This is a genomic window from Winogradskyella sp. PC D3.3 (assembly GCF_054366245.1).
In genome coordinates, this window is the sequence record NZ_CM135962.1 from 2231879 (window position 1) to 2254209 (window position 22331).

General features: G+C 32.4%; 25 protein-coding genes, 1 tRNA gene and 1 pseudogene. 10 read left to right on the plus strand and 17 right to left on the minus strand.

Annotation, left to right across the window (positions count from 1 at the left end; genetic code table 11):
- The first annotated feature begins 80 nt into the window (after window positions 1-80).
- From rnhA to ACXGSQ_RS09680, 5 genes are all read left to right on the plus strand, one after another.
- The gene (gene rnhA / locus ACXGSQ_RS09660) at window positions 81-773 is read left to right on the plus strand and encodes a ribonuclease HI (RefSeq protein WP_458625995.1); all 693 of its coding nucleotides are present in this window, start codon (window positions 81-83) and stop codon (window positions 771-773) included.
- A 175-nt stretch (window positions 774-948) separates the two neighbouring features.
- The gene (locus ACXGSQ_RS09665; RefSeq protein ID WP_458625996.1) at window positions 949-1950 is read left to right on the plus strand and encodes a type IV toxin-antitoxin system AbiEi family antitoxin; all 1002 of its coding nucleotides are present in this window, start codon (window positions 949-951) and stop codon (window positions 1948-1950) included.
- Window positions 1925-2782, plus strand: coding sequence for a nucleotidyl transferase AbiEii/AbiGii toxin family protein (locus ACXGSQ_RS09670; RefSeq protein WP_458625997.1), 858 nt, complete (start codon window positions 1925-1927; stop codon window positions 2780-2782). The genes ACXGSQ_RS09665 and ACXGSQ_RS09670 overlap by 26 nt, the downstream gene beginning before the upstream one ends.
- 15 nt (window positions 2783-2797) lie before the next feature.
- Window positions 2798-4801, plus strand: coding sequence for an McrB family protein (locus tag ACXGSQ_RS09675; RefSeq protein WP_458625998.1), 2004 nt, complete (start codon window positions 2798-2800; stop codon window positions 4799-4801).
- Window positions 4794-6152: an McrC family protein gene (locus tag ACXGSQ_RS09680; RefSeq protein WP_458625999.1), complete on the plus strand. Its 1359-nt coding sequence runs from the start codon at window positions 4794-4796 to the stop codon at window positions 6150-6152. The genes ACXGSQ_RS09675 and ACXGSQ_RS09680 overlap by 8 nt, the downstream gene beginning before the upstream one ends.
- A gap of 39 nt (window positions 6153-6191) precedes the next feature.
- Here the strand turns inward: ACXGSQ_RS09680 and ACXGSQ_RS09685 are convergent, their stop codons facing one another.
- The 4 genes from ACXGSQ_RS09685 to ACXGSQ_RS09700 form a co-directional block, all read right to left on the minus strand.
- On the minus strand, window positions 6192-6611 hold the full coding sequence (locus ACXGSQ_RS09685) for a hypothetical protein (RefSeq protein ID WP_458626000.1): 420 nt from the start codon (window positions 6609-6611) through the stop codon (window positions 6192-6194).
- A 65-nt stretch (window positions 6612-6676) separates the two neighbouring features.
- The gene (locus ACXGSQ_RS09690) at window positions 6677-7348 is read right to left on the minus strand and encodes a hypothetical protein (RefSeq protein ID WP_458626001.1); all 672 of its coding nucleotides are present in this window, start codon (window positions 7346-7348) and stop codon (window positions 6677-6679) included.
- Window positions 7341-8717: a tyrosine-type recombinase/integrase gene (locus ACXGSQ_RS09695; protein WP_458626002.1), complete on the minus strand. Its 1377-nt coding sequence runs from the start codon at window positions 8715-8717 to the stop codon at window positions 7341-7343. Before ACXGSQ_RS09695 ends, ACXGSQ_RS09690 begins: the two co-directional genes overlap by 8 nt.
- A 54-nt stretch (window positions 8718-8771) precedes the next feature.
- A tRNA-Met gene (locus ACXGSQ_RS09700) sits at window positions 8772-8845 on the minus strand.
- A gap of 180 nt (window positions 8846-9025) precedes the next feature.
- Between ACXGSQ_RS09700 and ACXGSQ_RS09705 the strand changes: the two genes are divergently transcribed.
- Together ACXGSQ_RS09705 and ACXGSQ_RS09710 are read left to right on the plus strand one after the other, a co-directional pair.
- On the plus strand, window positions 9026-9418 hold the full coding sequence (locus ACXGSQ_RS09705) for an START-like domain-containing protein (RefSeq protein ID WP_458626003.1): 393 nt from the start codon (window positions 9026-9028) through the stop codon (window positions 9416-9418).
- A gap of 67 nt (window positions 9419-9485) precedes the next feature.
- Window positions 9486-10339, plus strand: a pseudogene (locus ACXGSQ_RS09710) (aminotransferase class IV).
- A 410-nt stretch (window positions 10340-10749) separates the two neighbouring features.
- Here ACXGSQ_RS09710 and ACXGSQ_RS09715 read toward each other — a convergent pair.
- From ACXGSQ_RS09715 to ACXGSQ_RS09735, 5 genes are all read right to left on the minus strand, one after another.
- Window positions 10750-11304: a YqgE/AlgH family protein gene (locus ACXGSQ_RS09715; RefSeq protein ID WP_458626004.1), complete on the minus strand. Its 555-nt coding sequence runs from the start codon at window positions 11302-11304 to the stop codon at window positions 10750-10752.
- 130 nt (window positions 11305-11434) lie between these two features.
- On the minus strand, window positions 11435-11707 hold the full coding sequence (locus ACXGSQ_RS09720; RefSeq protein ID WP_179006479.1) for an HU family DNA-binding protein: 273 nt from the start codon (window positions 11705-11707) through the stop codon (window positions 11435-11437).
- Window positions 11708-11903: 196 nt separating this feature from the next.
- Window positions 11904-12863 carry a methionyl-tRNA formyltransferase gene (fmt, locus tag ACXGSQ_RS09725; RefSeq protein WP_458626005.1) on the minus strand — a complete coding sequence of 320 codons (960 nt, stop codon included), beginning with the start codon at window positions 12861-12863 and terminating at the stop codon, window positions 11904-11906.
- Window positions 12860-14755: a RecQ family ATP-dependent DNA helicase gene (locus tag ACXGSQ_RS09730; RefSeq protein WP_458626006.1), complete on the minus strand. Its 1896-nt coding sequence runs from the start codon at window positions 14753-14755 to the stop codon at window positions 12860-12862. Before ACXGSQ_RS09730 ends, fmt begins: the two co-directional genes overlap by 4 nt.
- Entirely contained in the window at window positions 14755-15297 is a 543-nt protein-coding gene (locus tag ACXGSQ_RS09735) for an AAA family ATPase (protein ID WP_458626007.1), read from the minus strand. The genes ACXGSQ_RS09730 and ACXGSQ_RS09735 overlap by 1 nt, the downstream gene beginning before the upstream one ends.
- A gap of 78 nt (window positions 15298-15375) precedes the next feature.
- On the opposite strand from ACXGSQ_RS09735, the gene ACXGSQ_RS09740 reads away from it, so the two are divergent.
- The 3 genes from ACXGSQ_RS09740 (at window position 15376) to murA (ending at window position 17743) form a co-directional block, all read left to right on the plus strand.
- The gene (locus ACXGSQ_RS09740) at window positions 15376-15669 is read left to right on the plus strand and encodes a DUF493 family protein (RefSeq protein ID WP_458626008.1); all 294 of its coding nucleotides are present in this window, start codon (window positions 15376-15378) and stop codon (window positions 15667-15669) included.
- Between the two features lie 91 nt (window positions 15670-15760).
- Window positions 15761-16420: a DUF4290 domain-containing protein gene (locus tag ACXGSQ_RS09745; RefSeq protein WP_458626009.1), complete on the plus strand. Its 660-nt coding sequence runs from the start codon at window positions 15761-15763 to the stop codon at window positions 16418-16420.
- A 6-nt stretch (window positions 16421-16426) separates the two neighbouring features.
- Window positions 16427-17743, plus strand: coding sequence for a UDP-N-acetylglucosamine 1-carboxyvinyltransferase (gene murA, locus ACXGSQ_RS09750; protein ID WP_458626010.1), 1317 nt, complete (start codon window positions 16427-16429; stop codon window positions 17741-17743).
- 85 nt (window positions 17744-17828) lie between these two features.
- On the opposite strand, the gene ACXGSQ_RS09755 is transcribed toward murA, so the two are convergent.
- From ACXGSQ_RS09755 to ACXGSQ_RS09790, 8 genes are all read right to left on the minus strand, one after another.
- Window positions 17829-18182 carry a SnoaL-like domain-containing protein gene (locus ACXGSQ_RS09755; RefSeq protein ID WP_458626011.1) on the minus strand — a complete coding sequence of 118 codons (354 nt, stop codon included), beginning with the start codon at window positions 18180-18182 and terminating at the stop codon, window positions 17829-17831.
- A gap of 233 nt (window positions 18183-18415) precedes the next feature.
- On the minus strand, window positions 18416-19720 hold the full coding sequence (locus ACXGSQ_RS09760) for a cryptochrome/photolyase family protein (RefSeq protein ID WP_458626012.1): 1305 nt from the start codon (window positions 19718-19720) through the stop codon (window positions 18416-18418).
- A 42-nt stretch (window positions 19721-19762) separates the two neighbouring features.
- Complete coding sequence (locus ACXGSQ_RS09765; protein WP_458626013.1) at window positions 19763-20224, minus strand: SRPBCC family protein; 462 nt, start codon at window positions 20222-20224, stop codon at window positions 19763-19765.
- A 2-nt stretch (window positions 20225-20226) separates the two neighbouring features.
- A complete protein-coding gene (locus ACXGSQ_RS09770) occupies window positions 20227-20691 on the minus strand; it encodes a TspO/MBR family protein (RefSeq protein WP_458626014.1) in 465 nt (154 codons plus the stop codon).
- On the minus strand, window positions 20692-20862 hold the full coding sequence (locus ACXGSQ_RS09775) for a Lacal_2735 family protein (protein WP_458626015.1): 171 nt from the start codon (window positions 20860-20862) through the stop codon (window positions 20692-20694).
- 4 nt (window positions 20863-20866) lie between these two features.
- Window positions 20867-21406, minus strand: a complete 540-nt coding sequence (locus ACXGSQ_RS09780) for a glutathione peroxidase (RefSeq protein WP_458626016.1) — start codon at window positions 21404-21406, stop codon at window positions 20867-20869.
- A 3-nt stretch (window positions 21407-21409) separates the two neighbouring features.
- Entirely contained in the window at window positions 21410-22096 is a 687-nt protein-coding gene (locus ACXGSQ_RS09785) for an SDR family NAD(P)-dependent oxidoreductase (RefSeq protein ID WP_458626017.1), read from the minus strand.
- A 7-nt stretch (window positions 22097-22103) separates the two neighbouring features.
- Entirely contained in the window at window positions 22104-22331 is a 228-nt protein-coding gene (locus ACXGSQ_RS09790) for a hypothetical protein (protein WP_334471343.1), read from the minus strand.

Below are 22331 nucleotides of genomic sequence, written 5' to 3' on the forward strand. Positions count from 1 at the left end.
ATTCAATAAGGTCAATTAAGAAGGTTTATAAGAATAAGTAAATTAATCCATCAATTTAGATTAAAAAAAAATCGAAAAATATGGTATTACCAGAAATAGAATTATTTACAGATGGAGGTGCAGAACCCAACCCTGGTAAAGGAGGTTTTGGTACCATATTAAAACATAAAGGACGACAAAAAGAATTTTTTGGTGGCTACGAGTTTACCACTAATAATAGAATGGAGTTAATGGCAGTAATTTTTGGTTTAGAACAAATAAATACCAAAGCAAAGGTTACGGTTTATTCAGACTCTAAGTACGTGGTGGATGGTATAGAAAAAGGTTGGGCATTAACATGGAAAAAGAATAATTGGATTCGTAAAAAGGGCAATTTAGTACTTAATAAGGATTTATGGGAAAGGTTGCTTTCTGTTATTGAAAAACATGAAGTGACATTTAATTGGGTTAAAGGACATGCTGGCCATATAGAGAATGAACGCTGTGATTTTTTAGCTAACAAAGGGATTCACTCAGATAATAAAGTGAATGATGAAGGCTATTTAGATTACTTAGAGCATATTGAAGACTACAAAGAGAAAAGTATAGAAAAGGAAGGTGATTTATGTAGAAAGTGTCAAACACCTACGGTCAAGAAGGTTCCTAAGAAACGAAAATTCAATAAAAATAAATCTTATTATTTTGAGTATTATTTATATTGTAACAATTGCAAAGCCATGTACATGGTAGAAGAAGCAAAACGAGAAGTACCAAAGAACGATGGTTTATTTTAAAACAAAGCGCCTTTATAATTAGGTATAGAATATGCATTTTTAGTATTTCTGTTAGTTCATGTAACATGAACATTTGTTTTTTATGAACATTTGTGAGTTAAATATTTGATAATTAGAAGTTGTTCATTATATTTGATTGTTCATGTTACATGAACATGATTAAAATTTGAACAGAATGACTGATTTTGTACACATCATGGAATTTTTTGATGCTTTAGATTTTGAGGTAGAAGTTACCTATCAAAATTATAATAAAGCTAAGGAAGAAAGTATATACACAATAAACAACCAAAACGTCTTTGTAGAAACCAAAAACGAAGTAAGACCACAAAATATAATTGGTTTTATTAAAAGCAGAAGCAAAAACTTTCCTGTTTTAGTAGCTTCAAAATATATAACACCGAAAGCAAAACAGCTACTAAAAGCGCAAGGCATCAATTACATAGATAGTTTTGGAAACGCTTACATAGATTTAAAAGACCTAAAAGTCTATGTAGAGCAAGGCAACGCAAAACCATACAACAGCGAATACTCTAATATATTTACCCAATCTGGTGGGCAAATATTATTTAACTTACTCAAAAACCCAGAATTAATTAATGAAACGCAACGCAATTTAGCACAAATTAGTAATGTGTCTTTAGGTAGTGTGAGTAAGTTTTTAAAAGGATTGTTTGATGAAGGTTACAGTGTAAAATGGAACAACCAACAAAAATATCAATTAGTAAATAAAGACGCTTTATTAGAAAAATGGGTTATTCTACTTAACGAAAAGATATTACCTGCACATAAAATAGGCACTTTTACATTTTCTAAAACTAATAAAGGTAATTGGAAAAACCAATTAATGATTCCCAATGTACTGTGGAGTGGAGAACCAGCTGCGGCATTGCTTACAAACTACTTAAATCCTGAAAAGTTTTCAATGTTTACACATTTGCCAAAACAAGAAATTATTAAAGACTTAAAACTGTTGCCAGATGCCCATGGTGAAATAAGTATTTACAAACCGTTTTGGTTAGAAAGCAATACAGTGGATAGACTTTTAGATTATATAAAAAATCAAAACATAGTACACCCATTAATTATATACGCACAATTAATTTACAGCGGAAACGGTAGAAATTTAGAAACAGCCCAAATATTATATAATGAGCATATCCAACCCAACCTATAAGCAATATTCATTTGCGCATCATGCAAAAGTATATGCAATATTAGAAACCGTTTTTGCTAAATACGGTATTAATTATTATTTAATAGGTGCTAATGCAAGAGACGTACAATTATATAAGCAAGGTATAAAACCAAGTCGAGGTACAGCAGATATTGATTTTGCTATTATGGTTCCAGATATCGATGTGTATCAATCTATTTTTACAGAATTAAATTATAACGGGTTTAAAACTACAAAAGAAGGTTATAGGTTAGTTTTTGATGAAACTAATACGGTTTTAGATTTAATGCCTTATGGAGAAATAGAACAAGAGTTTACCGTAAATTTTATAGATAGAGATATCACATTATCAGTATTGGGTTTTACTGAAGTTGGTGAACATATAGAAACGGTAACAATTAAGGAAGAAAACTATACTTTACCTGTATCTCCAATAGAAGGTATTATAATATTGAAGTTAATGTCTTGGACAGATAAACCAGATTTAAGAGCAAAAGATCTTGAAGATATTTCGTTTTTATTACATCACGCTTGGACTTTGTATGAAGATGAAGCATACGAAAATCATTTAGATTTATTTGACGATGATAATTTTGATACACAAATTGTAGCTGCTAGAATTATTGGTAGAAAAATGAAGCAGATTATAAACCAAAATGAGACATTAAAAAACAGTATTTTAGAAATACTTAATAAAAGTATTGCTAAAAAAGAAAAGGCAGAAAACCCAGAAATAATATTAGCGCAATCAATGAACAAATCCATTGAAGACATACAAGTTTTATTAGCTAGTATTTTGGGAGGTATAAATGATGATTTAAGTAAAAAATAAAAAACGATCAATTTTATGATTAACTATAAAGACTACGAAAAACAAGTATATGATTGGCTGATGCAAAAGCATAAAAACGATCCAAATTTTACTTTTTCTTTAAGAATGAAAGGCTCTAAAGGAGCAGAGTTAGACTATTTTATTGGAACGGAAAAATCTAAATATTTTGGTATGACTTTCTGGACATTACCTGTTAATTTTCCTGGTTCTTCTGGTGATTGTATCGATTTGATTTTTGCTTTTTCAAATAACATTTACTCCTATAATTTTGAATTTACGCAAACAAAATCACCACATAATCCTCAAAACCAATCAGCACTTGACCTTATTGATTCATTAAAGGATTCATCAATTTCAAGTTTAGGTTTCTCTTATTCTAGTCCAGACAGTAACAAGATGTTAACTTTAAAAACAAATCAGAGGCAAGAAGGCTACACATCTATAGTTGCTTTGTTGGAAGATGTAGATAAGGATTTAAAAATTGTTCTACCAGCAGTAAATAAAGCTATCGCTGGTGAGAAGAAGAATAATCCTGACTTTAAAGCACATAGAATCACATTGTCTGAATTTAATACAATGCAAACAAGATTAGCAAAGCGTTTAAAAAAATATAAAAATGTAAATTTAACTGAGGATAAGGCTATCCAAATAAATGAATTAGTGCTTGAAAATAAAAGTTATAATATAGAAACAGGGAATTATTATGCGCCCTTAAACCAAATCTTCTATGGACCGCCAGGAACAGGTAAAACATATCATACCATTTTGGAAGCGGCTAAAATCGTCACCCAAAATACAGATTTAAATTATAGTGAAGCCCAAACCGTATTCAATGAAAATTTAGGCGATCGAATAGAGTTTATTACCTTTCATCAAAACTATAGTTATGAGGATTTTATACAAGGTTTAAGACCAGATATAGAGCAAAAAGCATTAAGCTTTAATAGAGCAGATGGTATATTTACCAAAATGGTAACTAATGCGTTGTTTGAGTATTATAAAGTATATCAGAAAAATCAAAAGATATCAGCGAGTGAAGAAAATTCGAAAATTGATTTGAACGATGTTTTTATTGAATTTGTGAACTCATTAAAAGAAGGGCAAGAGTTTAAGACTAAAACGGGAGGTACTGTTAAGGTAGATAATTTTACTGATAGACAGAATATAGAATTTAGAGCAATAAATGGTGTTAAATCCTATTTAGTGTCTGGTAATCGTTTATTAAAACTATATGAGACTTTTAATGATATTAATAAGATAAAACGAGTAAATCAAGATATTGTAGATGTTATTGGAGGTTGTAATGCAACAATGTATTATGTAGCATTAAGAGAATTTATAGAGTTCTTAAAAATTTATAAAGATACCGCTACCGAATTTGAAGACGTAAATGATACTATTACATATGAGAACATTACTTATCGTAGGAAAAAAGAATTATTATTTAACGTAAATAACAAGGATTTACATACGATTTCAGAATATAATGTTCCCAAATATGTAATTATTATAGACGAAATTAATAGAGCTAACATTTCTAGAGTTTTTGGAGAGCTGATTACCTTAATAGAAAAGGATAAACGTTCTCATGGCAAGATTCCGTTGTCGGCAACCTTACCCTCTGGAGAGAAATTTATTGTACCTTCTAATCTATATATTATTGGTACAATGAATACAGCAGATAAATCTATTGCACTTTTAGATATTGCATTGCGACGACGTTTTGAGTTTGTGCCTATGTATCCAGATTCTAATTCTACAGAACATAAAATAGTTAATGACCCTATTATTTTAGATGCAATTAATAATGAGATTATTTCTAGAAAAGGTCATGATTTTACTATAGGTCATTCTTACTTTATGGGTGACGATTATAACTTAATTAAAACTATTGATAATAAGGTAATCCCTTTACTACTAGAATATTTTATGAATGATTTTGAAGAGGTAAAAAAAATACTAGGAGCAGCGAATATAAAAGTGGATGGTTGGCCTTTGCAATACGTCGCTAATGATTAATCTTTTTGAATATAAAAATAAAGCCGAGTTTCCAGTAGAGCATTTCGATGATTTAGAAGTGTTTTTGGATGATATTTGGGCAAAACGAGAAAAATCGAGTTACTATTTTAATGAAGAAGATAATAGAGTAGAGCAGCAACGATTTATTCAGTTTTTGCACAAGACCAAAACTCTAAAATCTAATAAGTATGTGGGTGTTATTCATTTTGAAGGAGAAACCATCAATTTGTTACCTAAGATTTTTTATAAAGATGAAGAATCAACACAACAAGATGTTAATGCCATAAATAAGCATATCCTTTGGTGGTTGAGTTATTGCAGAAAATTAAAATTTCCAAATTATTTATCAGGTTTAAATAGTGAAAAGGCAGATTTCTTTGAGATTTTAATTTACTTGTTTAGTAAATACACTAGAGAGCTTTTAAATTCATCAATATATCAGCAATATACTGAAGTTAATAAGGAGCTGTCTTTTGTAAAAGGTCGTATAGATTTTAATGCTTACATCAAGAACAATTTATCTAGAGGTAGAAACCATAAAATTAGTTGTTCGTTTGATGCCTTTGAAATGGATAACGATTTTAATAGATGCGTAAAGTTTGTATCTAAACTATTGTTATCAACAACTAAAGAAAACCAAAGCCGACGATTTTTAAATGATATTTTATTCATTCTAGATGAGGTTAAGGATGTTACTATTTCGTCTGACCAAATGAAACGAATGACGTTTAACCCAATGTTTTCAGATTTTGAAACTATTAGGGATTATTGCGTCTTGTTTTTAGATAATAGTGTGTCTTTTAATTATAAAAACGACTTAAAACTATTTGCTTTTTTATTGCCAATGGAATATGTGTTTGAGGATTTTATTTTTGGTTTTATCGATAAGGAGATTGATAGTATAAAGGCAAAAGCACAAGACACGTCCAAATATTTAGCAGAAGACAATAAATTCCAATTAAAACCAGATTTATTGTTAGAGTTTAACAATAGAAAAATCATAGCAGATACCAAGTATAAAATTGTATACAATGATGTAAACGATACTAAAAACGGAATTTCTCAAACCGATTTGTACCAAATGTTATCTTATGCAGTGCGTTTTAAAGTCAATGAAATTGTTTTGTTTTATCCTAATACTATTAGTACAGAAGAAACAAATAATTCAGAATTCACAATTGTTGATGAATTAGCAGATAATCAGAAGGTGGTGATAAGCTCGTTTCAATTACCCATTATAAATTTTGAAATGTTTAATGACGATTATGAGAGTGAAAAATCATTAAGTTTAGATTTTGAAAGTGTTAAAGGAGATTTAATTATTCATATAGGAAAAGCGATAGATGTTTAATGATAGGGAAATTAATTAAAACTTATTATGTATCTACATCTATTTCAAATAAACAACAACCCCCTCAATCAAATCAAAATAGGGATACTGACCAAAAGCATTAGGATTCATGTTTTTAACCAAATGATAACGACCATTTAATTTCTCTACTAATTGAGATAAGTCACCTTTAGTCGCTGGTTTATTAGAGGCTTTTGTTAATAAACTTTTAATAGCATCAGCAGCCAAAGTTCCAGCCGTAGCATTTCCAACACCTCCCAAAGACATTTTTGGTTTCTGTGGGTTAGAGATTTTGGGAACAGTTATATTATTAGTCTCTATAGGGATTAAAGTTTTTGTTTTACGAGCATGATAAGCTTTTGAGCGACAAGTATCGCTACAATACTTCTGTACGCGACGTCGTTTAGGTTCAAATTCCTTATAACAATACTCACAAGTATAAAATTGTTTATTTTTCATTTAGCGTATAATAAACGTTTGTTTTACGCTAAATTAATGCTTTTTATCAATATTTACGCGTCGGGTTAGGATAAATCAACGCCAAAAACTGTTTTCATCAAAAAGTTGTCAATTTCTTCATCACTAAATTGAGGTTTTATTTTTTTCGTAGGAGTAGAAATTTTTGGTTTCGAATTTTTGCTTTCTTCTAGAACTTCATTTTTTAAAGGAGTATTAGAAAACGTCATTTTTATGTTTTTAAGAACATCAACGCTATCCAATTTAGGAGCTTGAGGACTCAATTTGAAATACTGTTCTAATTGTGAATAATGATTTCTAAAAAAAAGATTTTGATTTTTAAAAGCATTAAAGATTGTATTGCTGAGATCAGGGAATGTAATTTTTATGTTATCAACCATCCATGAGGTAATAACTAAATGACAGTCCATATGTTTTTTATAGTCATCTATAATAAACTGAAAGACTTCAGCATTGACTTTAGTTTTAGTGTCTAATAGCAGCAGTAAATTATTTTGTAGTATTTTATTTTTATTCAAAATATCAACTAAGGCTATCTTTTCTATATCATGAGTAGTTGCTCCTAATTTATCTCTGTTATAAGCAATGATATCATAAGACTCTTTAGGAATCATGCCTGCAATCATTGAATCTTCAATTTCGGAATAGACAGAACTAGGAAAAAATAAGATATACTTCTTAGTAATATTCTCTATTAATTTTTCGGATATATCAATCATTATCAAAGTGCTTAGAGTAGTCATTAGGCATAACGGCATCAATATCTCTTAAATATTTTTCTAATGCATCCATTGTTGAATGTCCTGTTATATTCATTAATTCACTTTTAGCAGCATGAGGGGATGAACCTTTAATTAAAGACTGGTATAAGATAGTAATAAACGTATGTCTAAAACTGTATAAAGTCTGGTCTTTGTCTAACTTAAAATGGTCTTTAACTACGGTTTTATAGCGTTTAGAAAAATAATTACTTTTATTTATGTCGGTGGCATCCCATTCTCCTCCAATTTTAATCGGTGTAAATAAATAACCTTCTGGATCTAGTTTTGATAAATCAGGTAGTTCTTCAATAATTTTACTAGGAATCAACTTTGTTTTTAGTGGACTGTTTTTGGCTTTAAATTGTATCGTTTTATCTTCAAGATTAATATCTTTTATTTTCAATCTACAAACTTCAACAGGTCTTAATAAATTATAGCTTATAAATTTAATAAAGAGTAGGAGTATGGGGTCTTCCGTTTTTAAATATTTAAAAATCTTTTTATGCTCTTTAGTTGTATAAGATTTATTTCTTTTAGGAATACTACGTAACGCAGGTATTTTCTTTATCGGATTAGAGTCTATAAGTTCGTTTTGCTCTAAAGTTTGTAAAAGGCTACTTAAGTTTAGTCTATAATTATTTCGGTTTCTAGCACTTGATCGAATTAAAACAGAATTTAAAAAATCCAAAGCGACTTTTTTATCGATTTGCTTAATCGATGTTACTTCTGATCTATTTTCCTTAATCCATTTTATAATGGCATTTGTTGTGTATTCATAATCTTTAAGTGATCGCACTGTAATTTGATTCTCTTTAATCTTTAAACTAAAATCAAAAGCTTCACGCAAAGGGAGACCATAATCTTTTGGCTCTTTTTTTTTGATAAATTCTAGTTTTGGTCTAGAGATGTCTTTTTTAATTATCTCCGAAGGATAGGCAATAGGTCGTGCGTATTCTTTTTTAGGAAGACTCTCAACAGTATTTATAGACGCTTTCTTAGAAAGTTTATGGTATAGGTCTGTATTATTAATGTGAGGACTATAACCTTGCTTAAGAAGTTTCAAAAGTCTTCTGCGATAACGCGACAATAGGGCTAAGCGATCTTCCTTAGTTTTATATGTGTTTGCATTGCCATAGATATTTTTTTGACGTTTAAGCTTATTTGTCTTAGGATCTCTGTATGAGAAATATACGTACCAACGTTTGGTTAAATCGCCGTTTGCGGAGTATATTTTAGGGGATGAAAAATCTGCTTTGTGTGCCAAATCGTGTTCTAAATCGTGTTCATAATCGTGTTCTAAGGTAAGAAATTCATTTAATGTAAGCATAAAAAAACGGTTTAGAGTGAACTAAACCGTTTGTTTGCAACCAATTAAGATATGTAGCGAGAACGAGATTTGAACTCGTGACCTCTGGGTTATGAATCCAACGCTCTAACCAACTGAGCTACCTCGCCATATTTACAATTACTATTGAAACGTCGAAATTGATATTCTGAACATGTTTCTAATTGCGGGTGCAAATATAAAAACAAATTCTTGTTGCGCAAACAATACAAACTAAAAAAAATAAATTTAGTTTAAAGTTTAAAACTCAAGGATATTTGTATATATTGAGCACATAATACAATGCTAATATGGACGATAAAGAAAAATTTGAAATGGAGTTTGTGATTCAAGCATCACCAGCACTAATATACACTTACATATCAACACCTTCTGGCTTATCAGAATGGTTTGCAGATAACGTTAATTCACGTGGTGAATTATTTACTTTTATGTGGGATGGCTCGGAAGAACAAGCTAAATTATTAAGTAAAAAAAGTGGAGAGCGAATTAAATTTCGTTGGTTAAGTGATGATGAGGAAGGCTCATCAAGCTATTTTGAAATACGCATACAGGTCGATGAAATTACTAAAGATGTCTCTTTAATGATTACTGACTTTGCCGAAGAAGATGAAATTGACGAAGGAAAGATGCTTTGGGAGAATCAAATTTCAAGCCTTAAACAAGTTTTAGGTTCGGCATAAGCTTTAAGAAAATATTCTATCCTATCTTTGTCTCGATTTAACTTTAAAACTAAATCGAGATTTTTTTATGATAAATTTTAACGGTACGCTTCTCTCAGAAAATGATTCTAAACTTTCTGTTGCTAATAGAGGTTATAAATACGGAGACGCGCTTTTTGAAACACTAAAAGTAGTGAATGGTAAAATCTTCTTTGGGAAGATCATTATTTTAGACTGATGTCTTCGATGCGTATTCTTAGAATGGATATTCCTATGTATTTTACTATGGAATTTCTTGAGGCTGAAATCTTAAAAACACTAGAGGCTAACGATTTATTGCATGCCACAGCGCGTGTCCGAATTAATGTCGATAGAGGAGAGGGCGGAAAATATTTGCCTTCTGAGACTGCTGAAGTTCACTTTAACATCAGTACAGAGCTACATCATGAACCTTTTTATTCAATAGCAGATGATTCCAATTGTGAAGTTGATTTGTATAAGGATTACTTTGTAGCCCCAGGATTGCTTTCAGGTTTAAAATCAAATAATAAAGCGATTCAAGTTATTGGAAGTATTTATGCTAAAGAAAATGATTTAGATAATTGTTTAATTTTAAATACAGACAAAAGTGTTATTGAAGCTTTAAATGGGAATTTATTCTTGGTTAAGGACGGTAAAGTAAAAACCCCTCCTTTGGAAGAAGGCTGTCTTAAAGGGGTAATGCGAAAGCAAATACTCGATTTATTAGCAAAAGATGTTAATGTGATTGTGGAAGAGGCTTCTATTAGTCCGTTTGAACTCCAAAAAGCAGACGAATTATTTATTACGAATGTTATTAAGGGCATTGTGCCGATTACGAAGTACAGGAAGAAAGTGTATGGAGATGTTTTTGCTCAGGGTTTAGTTGCTAAGCTTAATGCTAAATTGAGGTTGTTGTCTTGAGTTTTTGATTTTAGTACGATTTGTTTCATGTTTTTATAGGTTCATTTTGTCTTGATACAAAACGAACCAAAACATCAAGACTGCCGATGATTTATCTAAATATTTTGTTTGCTTCGGCGCAAAAATGGTGGGTAGTTGATGTTAGAATCCTAATGTTTGCTTATCAATAAATAGGAAAGTAAATTCATTGTATTTCCTATCGATTTTTGCTTAACCCTTCGCTTCAACTTAACGCTAAATAATCGGAGGTCAAGTGGGCTTCTCTGCCTAATAACCATTTTGGACGTGGTTTAATAAACCTAAAATATCCTATCTTAATGAATATGTTTGTCAGAATAGTATAACATACCATGAAGAAAAATATCACTAAAAGTTTTGTTTGAGTTGAGCTTCAAGTTTTGTTAAAAGGGCTAATTATAACTAGGATTTTCTGGAGCATTAGACCAAATACTATAATCGCCACCCAATTCTAACATTTTTTCGCGCCAAAAGGAACTACAAGATTTTGAAATGATTTCTTTATTGTAGATGTTTTCGGACACTAACCAAGCGTTGGATTCCAATTCATTGTCTAATTGCTGTTCTTCCCAGCCGGAATAGCCTAGAAAGAAACGAATATCATCTGTTGAAATTAGTCCTTTGTTAATTAGGTTCAACACAATATTAAAATCACCTCCCCAAAAAATACCGTTGGATATTTCAACGCTATTGGGTATTAGCTTTGGTGATTTATGAATAAAATAAAGGTTATCCTGTTCTACAGGGCCTCCGTTATATACCGGGAATTCAGATTCAGTACCTTCTATAAGGTCTTTTAGATTATAGTTTAATGGCTTATTTAAAATAAAGCCAACAGAACCTAAAGCGTTGTGATCTGCTAAAAGAATCACAGCGCGATTAAATGAAATATCTCCGATAATAGATGGTTCGGCAATAAGTAAACTGCCTTTTTCGGGTTTGTTCATTTTGGCTTTTTTAATGTTATTATTACTAAATCTATGTTTTTTATGTTAAAAAAGCAACTTATATTCAGTAAAAGTGGAGCAAAAAAAACCTGCTCGTTGAGCAGGTTCTGTATTTTAAACAAAAAATGGCTTAGTTTACAGCATTACTTAAGTCAGAACCTGCCTTAAATTTCACTACATTTTTAGCTTTAATTTTTATCGTTTTTCCAGTCTGTGGGTTTCTTCCATCTCTTGCAGCTCTTCTAGATACTGACCAAGAACCAAATCCTACTAAAGATACTCTGTTACCTTTTTGTAAAGATCCTTCGATATCAACTAATAAAGAGTCTAATGCTTTTTTAGCAGCTGCCTTAGTAATTCCAGCATTCTCTGCCATTCCATTAATTAAATCTGTTTTGTTCATAATATTTAATTTAAATTGTTAAATTTTTTTGATTCTAAAAAAAAATCTTTAAAATCTGTACACAAAATTATTAGGAATATTAAGCTATACAAGTAATAGCAAGGGAAATACAGCTTTTTGTTAATAACTTATAATATTTGTTAATAAAGCCTATGTATTTCATCGGATTTTTTGTAAAACCAATGATAATAAGGGTTTACAGCAGTTTTGCGGATGGAGAAAAATTAAACCCATTTAATAATGATTTCACTTCCATTTTACGCTTTCCTGGTAATTGTATTTCTAATATATTTATGTAACCGCCTTGACATGCGACTTTTAACGTGTCTTTTGATGTTATGATAAAACCATTGGCATGATTGTGCTTTTCTTCTAGCTTTTCAACACCGTATACTTTTACAGATAATAGATCTTTTTCGTTATTATCTAAATAGCACCACGCTGTAGGAAAAGGGTTTAGACCTCTAATCTTATTATATATAGTATCTATAGACTCTGACCAATCTATTTTGCAATTCTCGCGATTAAGTTTGTATGCCGTTTTTAAATCGTCGGTTTGTGGTTGAATTGTAGTCGATATGGTATCGTTCGCGACGCGTTCTACGGTTTCAATGACCAATTGACTTCCTATAGCCATTAACTCATCGTGTAAGTCTCCAACGGTTGTTGTTGGGCCTATTTCTGTTTCCTTACTTTGAATGATAGCTCCGGTGTCAATTTTTTCGTCTATAAAAAAGGTGGTTACTCCTGTTTTAGTTTCACCATTAATTATTGCCCAATGAATTGGAGCTGCACCTCTGTATTGTGGCAATAATGAAGCGTGTAGGTTAAAGGTCCCAAATTCTGGCATTTGCCAAACGACTTTAGGTAACATTCTAAACGCGACTATAATTTGTAAATTGGCTTGTAGTGCTTTAAGGTCGTTTAAAAATGTTTCGGCTTTTAAATTAGTAGGTTGTAATACGTTTAGTTGATGTTCTAAAGCGAATTGTTTTACGGCAGAACCTCTTAGTTTTTGTCCACGTCCTGCTGGTTTGTCAGGAGCAGTAATGACTCCAACAACGTTATAATTATGGTCTATAAGTGCTTTTAATGTGGCAACGGCAAAATCTGGTGTGCCCATAAAAACGATGCGTAGGTCACGTTTATTTGTCATACAAGTGTGTAGGTATTAGCGTGTGTTAATTTTATTTTTCTTATTTCTATGAGTTCCGAAAGACTCTGTAATAGGTCTTGTTCCGAACATTTAATGTGATGTAATAATTGGCGCGAAGATAAAGCTTCAGCTTGTAATGCCTTTATAATTTGAAGTGTAATCGCTTCATTTGAGTTGGTCTTTGTGTGTGTAGCTTTGGCAACACAAACCGAACAAATACCACAGGTCTTATTTGTGTTTTCACCAAAATAGCGGAGCAGTTGTTGACTTCTGCAAACCGTCTCATTTTTTATGTAACTGAGTACAGATTCTATTTGTTGATGCTTTAGGGTGTGTTGTTGGGTTATTGTTTTTGCAATTGGGTTGATGGTAATGTCATCTTCACGAGGTTTTAAAAAGGTAATTTCAGAATCTGTATTCGCCATCTGTAAACTTATTACCTCATCTTTTTCTAAACGTTGTAGTTGTGTAATGACTTGTTTTTCGGGAAGGTTGACTTTATCGACGACCAATGCTAGATTAACTTTTGTTTCATAATCAAAAATACCACCATAGGTTCTTAAAAGCACTTTAACTAGAATATTTAGATCTAAATGTGTTTCTAAATATTGGAATAACACTGCGTTTGTGGTTATAAATTGAATTTTAGTTCTAAAATTAAAATGCTGTATGAGAGTAATAACGGCATTGCGGTCTAATAGCAATAAAGCATTATAAGTGATACTGGCACTTAATTTATAGTGATTACAGAACGATTTAAAATCGAATTGATGCATTGTGTTTTCTCCTTCACCATATGAGATTTGAAAATAGTTACACAATTTATTATAAACCGTTTTTACAAAAGCAACTGAAGGTAAGTTACTTAAAAATTGATTGCGTAAGTGATCTTCATCTATATGTTGTTTTAAAATAATAGCTTGAGCGCGTTCACCATCTCTTCCTGCTCTTCCTGCTTCTTGGTAATAACTCTCTAAACTTTCTGGTAAATTAATATGGATAACTGTTTTTACATTTGCTTTATCAATACCCATTCCAAAAGCCGTTGTTGCTACCATAATCTGTTTTTGTCCATTGGTCCATTGGTTTAAGCGCTCTTGCTTTTCTTTATTGGTTATGCCTCCATGATAAAATGTAGAGGAAAAGCCTTTGGCACTTAAAAAATTATGGATATCACTAGTGGCGCGTCGGTTTCTCACATAGATAATAGACGATCCTGGATAGGTTTTTAAAAGCTGTTCTAGTTGAAATAGTTTATCATCAGTATGTACAACATTATAGGCAATATTTGGTCTTACAAAAGAAGCTTTAAAAACTTTAGGGTTTATAAAATCGAGATTGGCAACAATATCATCTACCACATTGTGTTTTGCAGTTGCTGTAAGCGCAATACAATTAACGTGAGGATGCATTTGTCGTAATGTAGAAATGGTTTTATAAGCCGGTCTAAAATCGTTTCCCCATTGACTAATACAATGGGCCTCATCAACGGCAATTAAATTGACGCGCATTTGCTGAATGCGTTCTTGTACTAAAGATTGTTGTAAGCGTTCTGGCGAGAGGTATAAAAATTTATAGTTTCCGTAAATACAGTTGTCGAGTTGTGTGTCTAAATCTTTGTAAGACATGCCCGAAGTTAAAGCAATTGCTTTAATACCTTTTGCTTTTAAGGTATTAACTTGGTCTTTCATTAAGGCGATTAGAGGCGAGATAACGATACAAATTCCATCTTGAATTAAAGCAGGGATTTGAAAGCAAACCGATTTACCACCACCTGTTGGTAAAAGGGCAAAGGTATCTTCACGGTTTAGAACCGAAGTGATGATCTCTTCTTGAAGCGGTCTAAAGGATGTATGGTTCCAATACCGTTCTAAAACTTCTATAGGATGCATTACTGCAAATTTAAGGACTCTAAAATAAATTCGACTCTAGTTTCTACACTTCCAAAAGGTACGTCAATTAAATGATATCCAAATCGCTTATATGTCTCTAATAAATGATGGTGTATTTCAATAGCCTCTTCAAAATTCTCATAACGTTCGCTATCACTCGTAAAAATCTCTTGCCATGGTGCTAAAATAAAGATGGCATCGTATTTATGGTTGTCACAGGCGTCAACGAAGTGTTTTGGGTAGGTATCACCAATATAGTCCATATATGCAATAACATCTGGTAAGCCTCTATCTAAGAAAACAACAGGTGCTGTTTCATTTGCAGCATCAGTAAATTGTTTGGTTCTACCTTCTAAAAGCTTTTCGCTGAACAAAAGAGGTTCGGTTAAAAAGAGCTGTTCAATACCGTCTTCTCGCGCTTGTAGCGTAATCTGTCTAGAAATTTCATCATAGCATAAAAGGCCACGATTTTTTAATTCATTAATGATAGTGGTTTTTCCAGTGCCTGGTCCACCCGCGATGACTATTTTTTTAGGATTCAAATTGGCAATATTTTTGATGTAAAAATTAAAGATAAAAATGTAAAGTTAAACGTATCTTTACAACTGAAAAATTTCATTATGGATAATTCTAAAAAAACAGACGAATTTTACGAAAAATTAAAATCACAACTTTACGATACAACGCTTTGGCCATCGGAATATTTGTACAAATTTATTGTGCGCTCTGAGGGATCAGGAGTCAATCATATTGAAGCCCTTTTTGATAACTTAGGAGCTGTTATTACAACTACAGCATCCAAAAATGGAAAATATACTAGTGTATCTATAAATGTTAGACTTAAAAACCCAGAAGCTGTTATTGAAAAATATAAGGAAGTCGCTGAAAATGTAGAAGGAGTAATTTCCTTGTAAAATTTCTTTTAAGCTTCATATTTTTTTGTACTTTGCAACAAAACCTAAAAGACTACAGGTTTTAAAATTATACACTACACATTTTACAATTTTGATTGACGATTTAGAATATAACACAGAGCGCGAGCATTTAATTATTCCAGAATATGGACGTCATCTGCAAAAGATGATTAATTACGCTAAGTCTCGCGAGACAAAGGAAGAACGTAATAAAATAGCCAAAGCAATTATAGCTGTAATGGGAAATCTACAACCACATTTAAGAGATGTGCCAGATTTTCAGCATAAATTATGGGATCAGTTGTTCATCATGGCCAATTTTGAAATTGATGTTGATGCGCCTTATGGTGAACCTTCAAAAGAAGAAATTTTAGCCAGACCAGAACCTTTAAAATATCCACAGAACCATCCTAAATATCGTTTTTATGGTAATAACATAAAAACAATGATAGATGTTGCTGTAAGTTGGGAAGATGGGGACTTAAAAGAAGCTTTGACCTTTACGATTGCGAATCACATGAAAAAGTGTTTTCTAAATTGGAATAAAGATACCGTTGAAGATGATGTTATCTACAAGCACTTGTTTGAACTTTCTGGCGGTAACATAGATCTAAAGGATAGTGATGAAGACTTAAGTGATTCTACCAGCTTGATGCGCACCAAATCTAAATATGGAAGCAAAAGCAATTCAAATAAAAAGAGTGCGTCTTCAAACAAGAAAAAATATACCAACAACCGAAAACGTTATTAACAGCGGATGAGTACATTTATTATTGAAGGAGGTCACCAATTAAAAGGCAAAATTCAACCTCAAGGAGCAAAAAATGAAGCCTTACAAATCTTATGTGCAGTGCTTTTAACTGCCGAAGAAATTAAGATAGACAACATACCCGACATTATTGATGTTAATAAACTTATAGCCTTATTAAAAAAGCTGGGAGTAAAAATTAATAAACTAGGGAAAGGGTCTTATACTTTTAAAGCAGACGAGGTTAATTTAAAGTATTTAGAATCAGAAGAATTTAAAGAAGACGGTAAAGGCTTAAGAGGTTCTATAATGATTGTAGGGCCTTTGTTAGCGCGTTTTGGTAAAGGTTATATTCCTAAACCAGGAGGTGATAAAATTGGGCGTCGTCGTTTAGATACACACTTTGAAGGTTTTATAAATCTAGGGGCTAAGTTTCGATATAATAAAGAAGATTTGTTTTATGGGGTAGAGGCAGACAAGCTAAAAGGTACGTATATGCTTTTAGATGAAGCTTCTGTAACAGGTACTGCAAATATTGTAATGGCTGCCGTTTTAGCTGAAGGTACAACAACGATTTATAATGCTGCTTGCGAACCATATTTACAGCAACTTTGTAAGATGCTTAACCGTATGGGAGCAAAAATCACAGGAGTTGGTTCTAATCTTTTAACGATTGAAGGAGTTGATGTTTTAGGTGGTACAGAGCATAGAATGTTACCTGATATGATTGAGATTGGTAGCTGGATTGGTTTAGCTGCTATGACTAAAAGTGAATTAACCATTACTAATGTCAGTTGGGATGATCTTGGAGTGATACCTAGTGTGTTCCGTAAAATAGGAATTACCGTGGAGCGTCATGGAGATGATATCCATATCCCTGCGCATACAGATGGTTATGAAGTACAAAGTTATATTGACGGTTCAATTTTAACCATTGCCGATGCGCCGTGGCCAGGATTTACACCAGATTTATTGAGTATTATTTTAACGGTTTTAACTCAAGCAAGAGGAAGTGCTGTTGTGCACCAAAAAATGTTTGAAAGTCGTTTGTTCTTCGTTGATAAATTGATTGATATGGGGGCAAAGATTATTCTTTGTGATCCGCATAGAGCAACCGTTATTGGTCATGATTTTAAATCGACATTAAAAGCAACAACGATGACGTCTCCTGATATTAGAGCTGGTGTGTCGTTATTAATTGCAGCGTTGTCTGCAAAAGGAACATCTACAATTCATAATATTGAACAAATTGATAGAGGTTACGAAAATATTGCCGAACGCTTAAGAGCTATTGGAGCTAAAATTGAGCGTGTAGAAGGGAATTAAAGTATTCTTATTATAAATAACAAAAAAGCTTCAAGGTTTAATCTTGAAGCTTTTTTGTTTTCTGATAGGATTACAATCCTAGTCTTTAATAAAAATAGTGTTCACTCGTAATTTTACCATCTATAACTTCATAGACGCAGACTTCTTGTATGTTTTGTCGGCCTTTTTCTTTAAAAGTACAGTCAAAATCCATTTTTGCAGTAAAAAAGTTACCAGCAACAAGCGGGTTGCTTATGCTACTTGCATGAATGTTTTTAACGCTATCTATCCATGTTTTGCTTTTATTCCAAACATTTTGCTTTCCGGTTACCACTTCACCAGGCATACCAGGCATTTCTTTGCTCACTACATTTTCGGCATAAAGCTCGTTAATGCAATCTAGGTTTTGACCTTTCTCGCACATTTCTTTCCATTTTTTTGCAACTCCCCAAGTATTCATAATGTTCTGGTTTTTGAATTAGTGCTTTAAAGTTAACAAAAAAGTTTGAGGTCTTTTTTAATATTAATTTAGAGTTTTAAATGGTTAAAATAAAAAAGCTCTGAAGACTAGTCAGAGCTTTTAAAATTGTTTGTTGAAATGGTTATTTCAGTTAAGACGTTAACAGTCTTATATTTAGCAACGCTATTTTTTTGCGTTTATTGTAATGGTATGGCGTTATTTTTTTTAATAGATTAATTTAATGCTGCTTTGTAGGTTTCTAGACAGCGTTCTCTTGCAGCTTTATGATCTACCATTGGCTGTGGATAGGTGAGTTCTTGGTACTCTGGAACCCACTGCTTTATGTACTCATGATTTTTATCAAATTTCTGAATTTGAGTGGTTGGATTAAATATCCTAAAATACGGTGCAGCATCAACACCACAACCAGCAACCCATTGCCAATTCCCTACATTGCTAGCCATATCGTAATCGTGAAGTTTTTCTGCGAAATAGGCTTCTCCCCATCTCCAATCAATTAATAGATGTTTGCATAAAAAGCTACCAACAAGCATACGAACACGGTTGTGCATAAAACCAGTTTCATTAAGTTGTCTTATTCCTGCATCAACTAATGGGTAGCCTGTTTCGCCTGCACACCATTTTTTAAAATCTTCTTCATTATTTCGCCAATCTATACGATCGTATTTAGGTTTAAATGCGTTGTTTAGGGTGTGTGGAAAATGCCATAAGATTTGAATAAAAAATTCGCGCCAAATCAATTCATGCCAAAAGATTTCATTTGCTTCTGCAATCGCTTTTTTTACCATTTGCCGTATGCTAACAGTTCCAAAACGGAGATGTGGTCCTAAGTGAGACGTCGCGTCTTTAGCAGGATAATTTCTAGTAGCTTCATAATTCTGAATTAAGGTTGGGGTAACATCGTAAGCCATAATGTTTTGATTCGAGTTTTCGAAACCAAGATCTGATAAGCTTAAATTGGGTAATCTGCTATGGGCAATTAAATTGTTTAAATATGAATTTGTATCGTAAATTTCTAAAGCTATAGTTTGAAATTTTTCTTTCCAAGTACGCATATACGGTGTATAAACTAAATATGGAGTGCCATCCTTTTTTACAACCTCGTTTTTTTCAAAAATAACATGGTCTTTATAGGTTTTGAATGCTATGGAATTATTTTCTAATACTAACTTTATTTTATTATCACGTTCTGCGGCATAAGGTTCGTAATCGTGATTGGTATAAACGGCAGCAATGTCGTAATCTTTGATTAATTGCTTAAAAACAGCTTCAGGTTTACCATAAAACAGGGCCATACTACTATTGTGATCGTCTTGCAATGTTTGCCTCATAGTTTGAAGCGTTTCATGTATAAAACAGACACGAGCATCATCTTTAGGTAAGCCTTCTAAAATTTCAGTATCGAAAATAAAAATAGGAAGTATAGGATGGTCTCCTTTTAATGCTTCATAAAATCCGAGATTATCATCTAATCTTAAATCTCTTCTAAACCAAAAAATATTATTTTTTTTACTCATGCTTATGTTTAACGGATGTGTAATGTTTTGTGTGCTTCTGGATTAGTGTTTCCCAAATAGCTCTTCTAACTTTTTTGTTCTATAGTTAAAGATCTCTTCGAGCTTAGGCTTTACTAAAATGGGATGTGCCAGCTGTCCTAAAAATCCCATAGGTAGTTTATAATCTATGATGTCTTCCATTTCCACACCACCATCAATTTCATTTATAAAATGTTTATGATGCCATAATGCATAAGGACCAAAACGTTGTTCATCTACAAAATACTTGTGGTCTTGTATATGAGTAATCTCAGTAACCCATTTCGTTTTTATGCCTAAAACTGGGGAGACACTATATTGTATGATTTGTCCCGGAAACATGGGGCGGTCTGCACCGGATAGAATATCAAATCCCATGTAATCTGGAGTAATGGTCTTTAAATTCGCAGGACTAGATAAAAAATCCCAAGCTTGTTCAACAGTAATTGGTAAATTCTGTTTTTTGTGTAGGGTATAAATTTTCATTGTTAGTTGTTTATAACAATGTATGCGTTAAGTGATGTCGCTATACAGAGCCAAATTAAATAGGGAAGCAATAGGTGTCTCATTTTACTTAATTTGTCATCTCTAAACGTGATAAAGAAATACAAGATGATTAGTGTAAGGGCTGAAATGATAACTAAGCCCAGCTGTGTTAAGTGTTGGTTAAAGAAAACGTAATTCCAGCTTAGGTTCAAAATTATTTGAATAGTATAAATTACTATGACAAATTTTGAATTTCTAATAGAAAATAAATAGGTAAGATATATAGAAAAGCAAATCATTATAAAGGTCCAAGCCACTCCAAAGACCCAACCTGGTGGAGTCCATGGTGCTTGGTTGAGGCCCATATACCATTCTGATGTAGCACCAGAACCCATGAGCCAACTACCTAGGGCAAGGCAACCAAAGTTGATGCTTAAAAATAGTATGAATAGATATATTTTTTTCACCTATAAATTTTTTAATTGCGCTATGCGTTCAGCAATTTTTTCTGCCTCAGCATATGCATTGTCACTTTCGGAGCGGTTAGTGGAAGAAAGTCTGTGCCAATCTGCCATTAGGGCTTTGTATTGCTTTTGAAGTTTATCTAACTCTGATGGTTTCTTAAATAATCCGAACATAACTTTAGTTTATATGAGAGGTGATACGAGAACTCATTGGTTTTGTAATAGAGTAGAAGTGGTCTAATAACTGACCTTTCTCATCGACTAAGTACTTTTGGAAATTCCACTTTACGGTAGAATTTTGATTACCATTAAATGCTTTTTTTGTCAACCATTGGTATAATGGGTGTTGTTGTTCACCTTTAACCGATATTTTTTCCGTAATTAAAAATGACACTCCATAATTAACTTCGCAAAATGTTTGAATGTCATCAGCGTTACCTGGTTCTTGACTTCCAAATTGATTGCATGGCATACCAATAACGACCAACTTATCTTTGTATGTGTCTTGTAATTGTTGCAGTTCTGTATATTGTGGAGTAAATCCACATTTTGAAGCCACATTAACAAATAGAAGGTATTTACCTTTAAAATCGGATAATTGAATAGACTGTCCTTGAAGACTATTGATTTTTATCTCGTAAATTGACTTTATTGCACTTTGAACACCATCAGTATTTGAAGTTTTAAATGTTCTAATAAAGGCTTTCAACAGCTTCATAATCTAGATTTTAAAACTAACAATGCCACAATCCATTTCAACTATTTGACCAGAGAGTGATGCTGCTTTTTCTGAAAGTAAAAACACGGCCATATCAGCGACTTCTTGTGGTTCTAAGTATTTTTTTAGGGGATGACGCTCATTCATGTTTTCGATCATCCTTTCGTTACGTAATAATTTAGATGCTAAATCGGTATTGGTAACTGTAGGTGCAATAGCATTAACCCTTATGGTTGGTGCTAATTCTGCACCTAAGGACTTTGTTAAACCTTCAACAGCAGATTTTGAAGCAGCTACACTGGCATGAAAGGGCATACCTAGTTTGGCAGCAACAGTACTAAAAAGTACAATTGAGGGTTGCTTTCCACTTTTTAAGGCTGGTAAGTATTTCTGAATTGCTCTGACAGCTCCAATAACATTGATTTCAAAATCATTTTTAAAATCGTCTACAGTTAATCGGTTAATGGGCTTTAAGTTGATGCTTCCTGGACAATACACTAAGCCATCTGCTATGTCTATTTCTGGTAGTTCATCTTTAAGAATATCACAGCTGTAATGTGTTACATTAGGGTGGGATTCTTCTGGTGCTGTTCTGCTGATGTTTATAATTTCATCATAAAAAGAAAGCAAAGCTATAACAATTGCCTTGCCAATACCTTTGCTTCCTCCTATAATTACTAGCCTCTTCATTATTAAATTATGAAGCGGTTAGTGGCCTTCCTTTTAAACGTTTTTCGATTTTTTGTTTTATAACTGTAAGACGCTTCATTAAATCCATAAGTTTAGCATCTTTCTTTTCTTTATATAATTCGTTTACCTCTAAAATTAGGTCTTTAGCCTCTCTCGCTGCTAAAATTCTGTCACTTGTTGTTTTGAAAGAAAATTTTCTGTTTTCAAATTCTATAGCTCTTTCTAATGTTCCCAT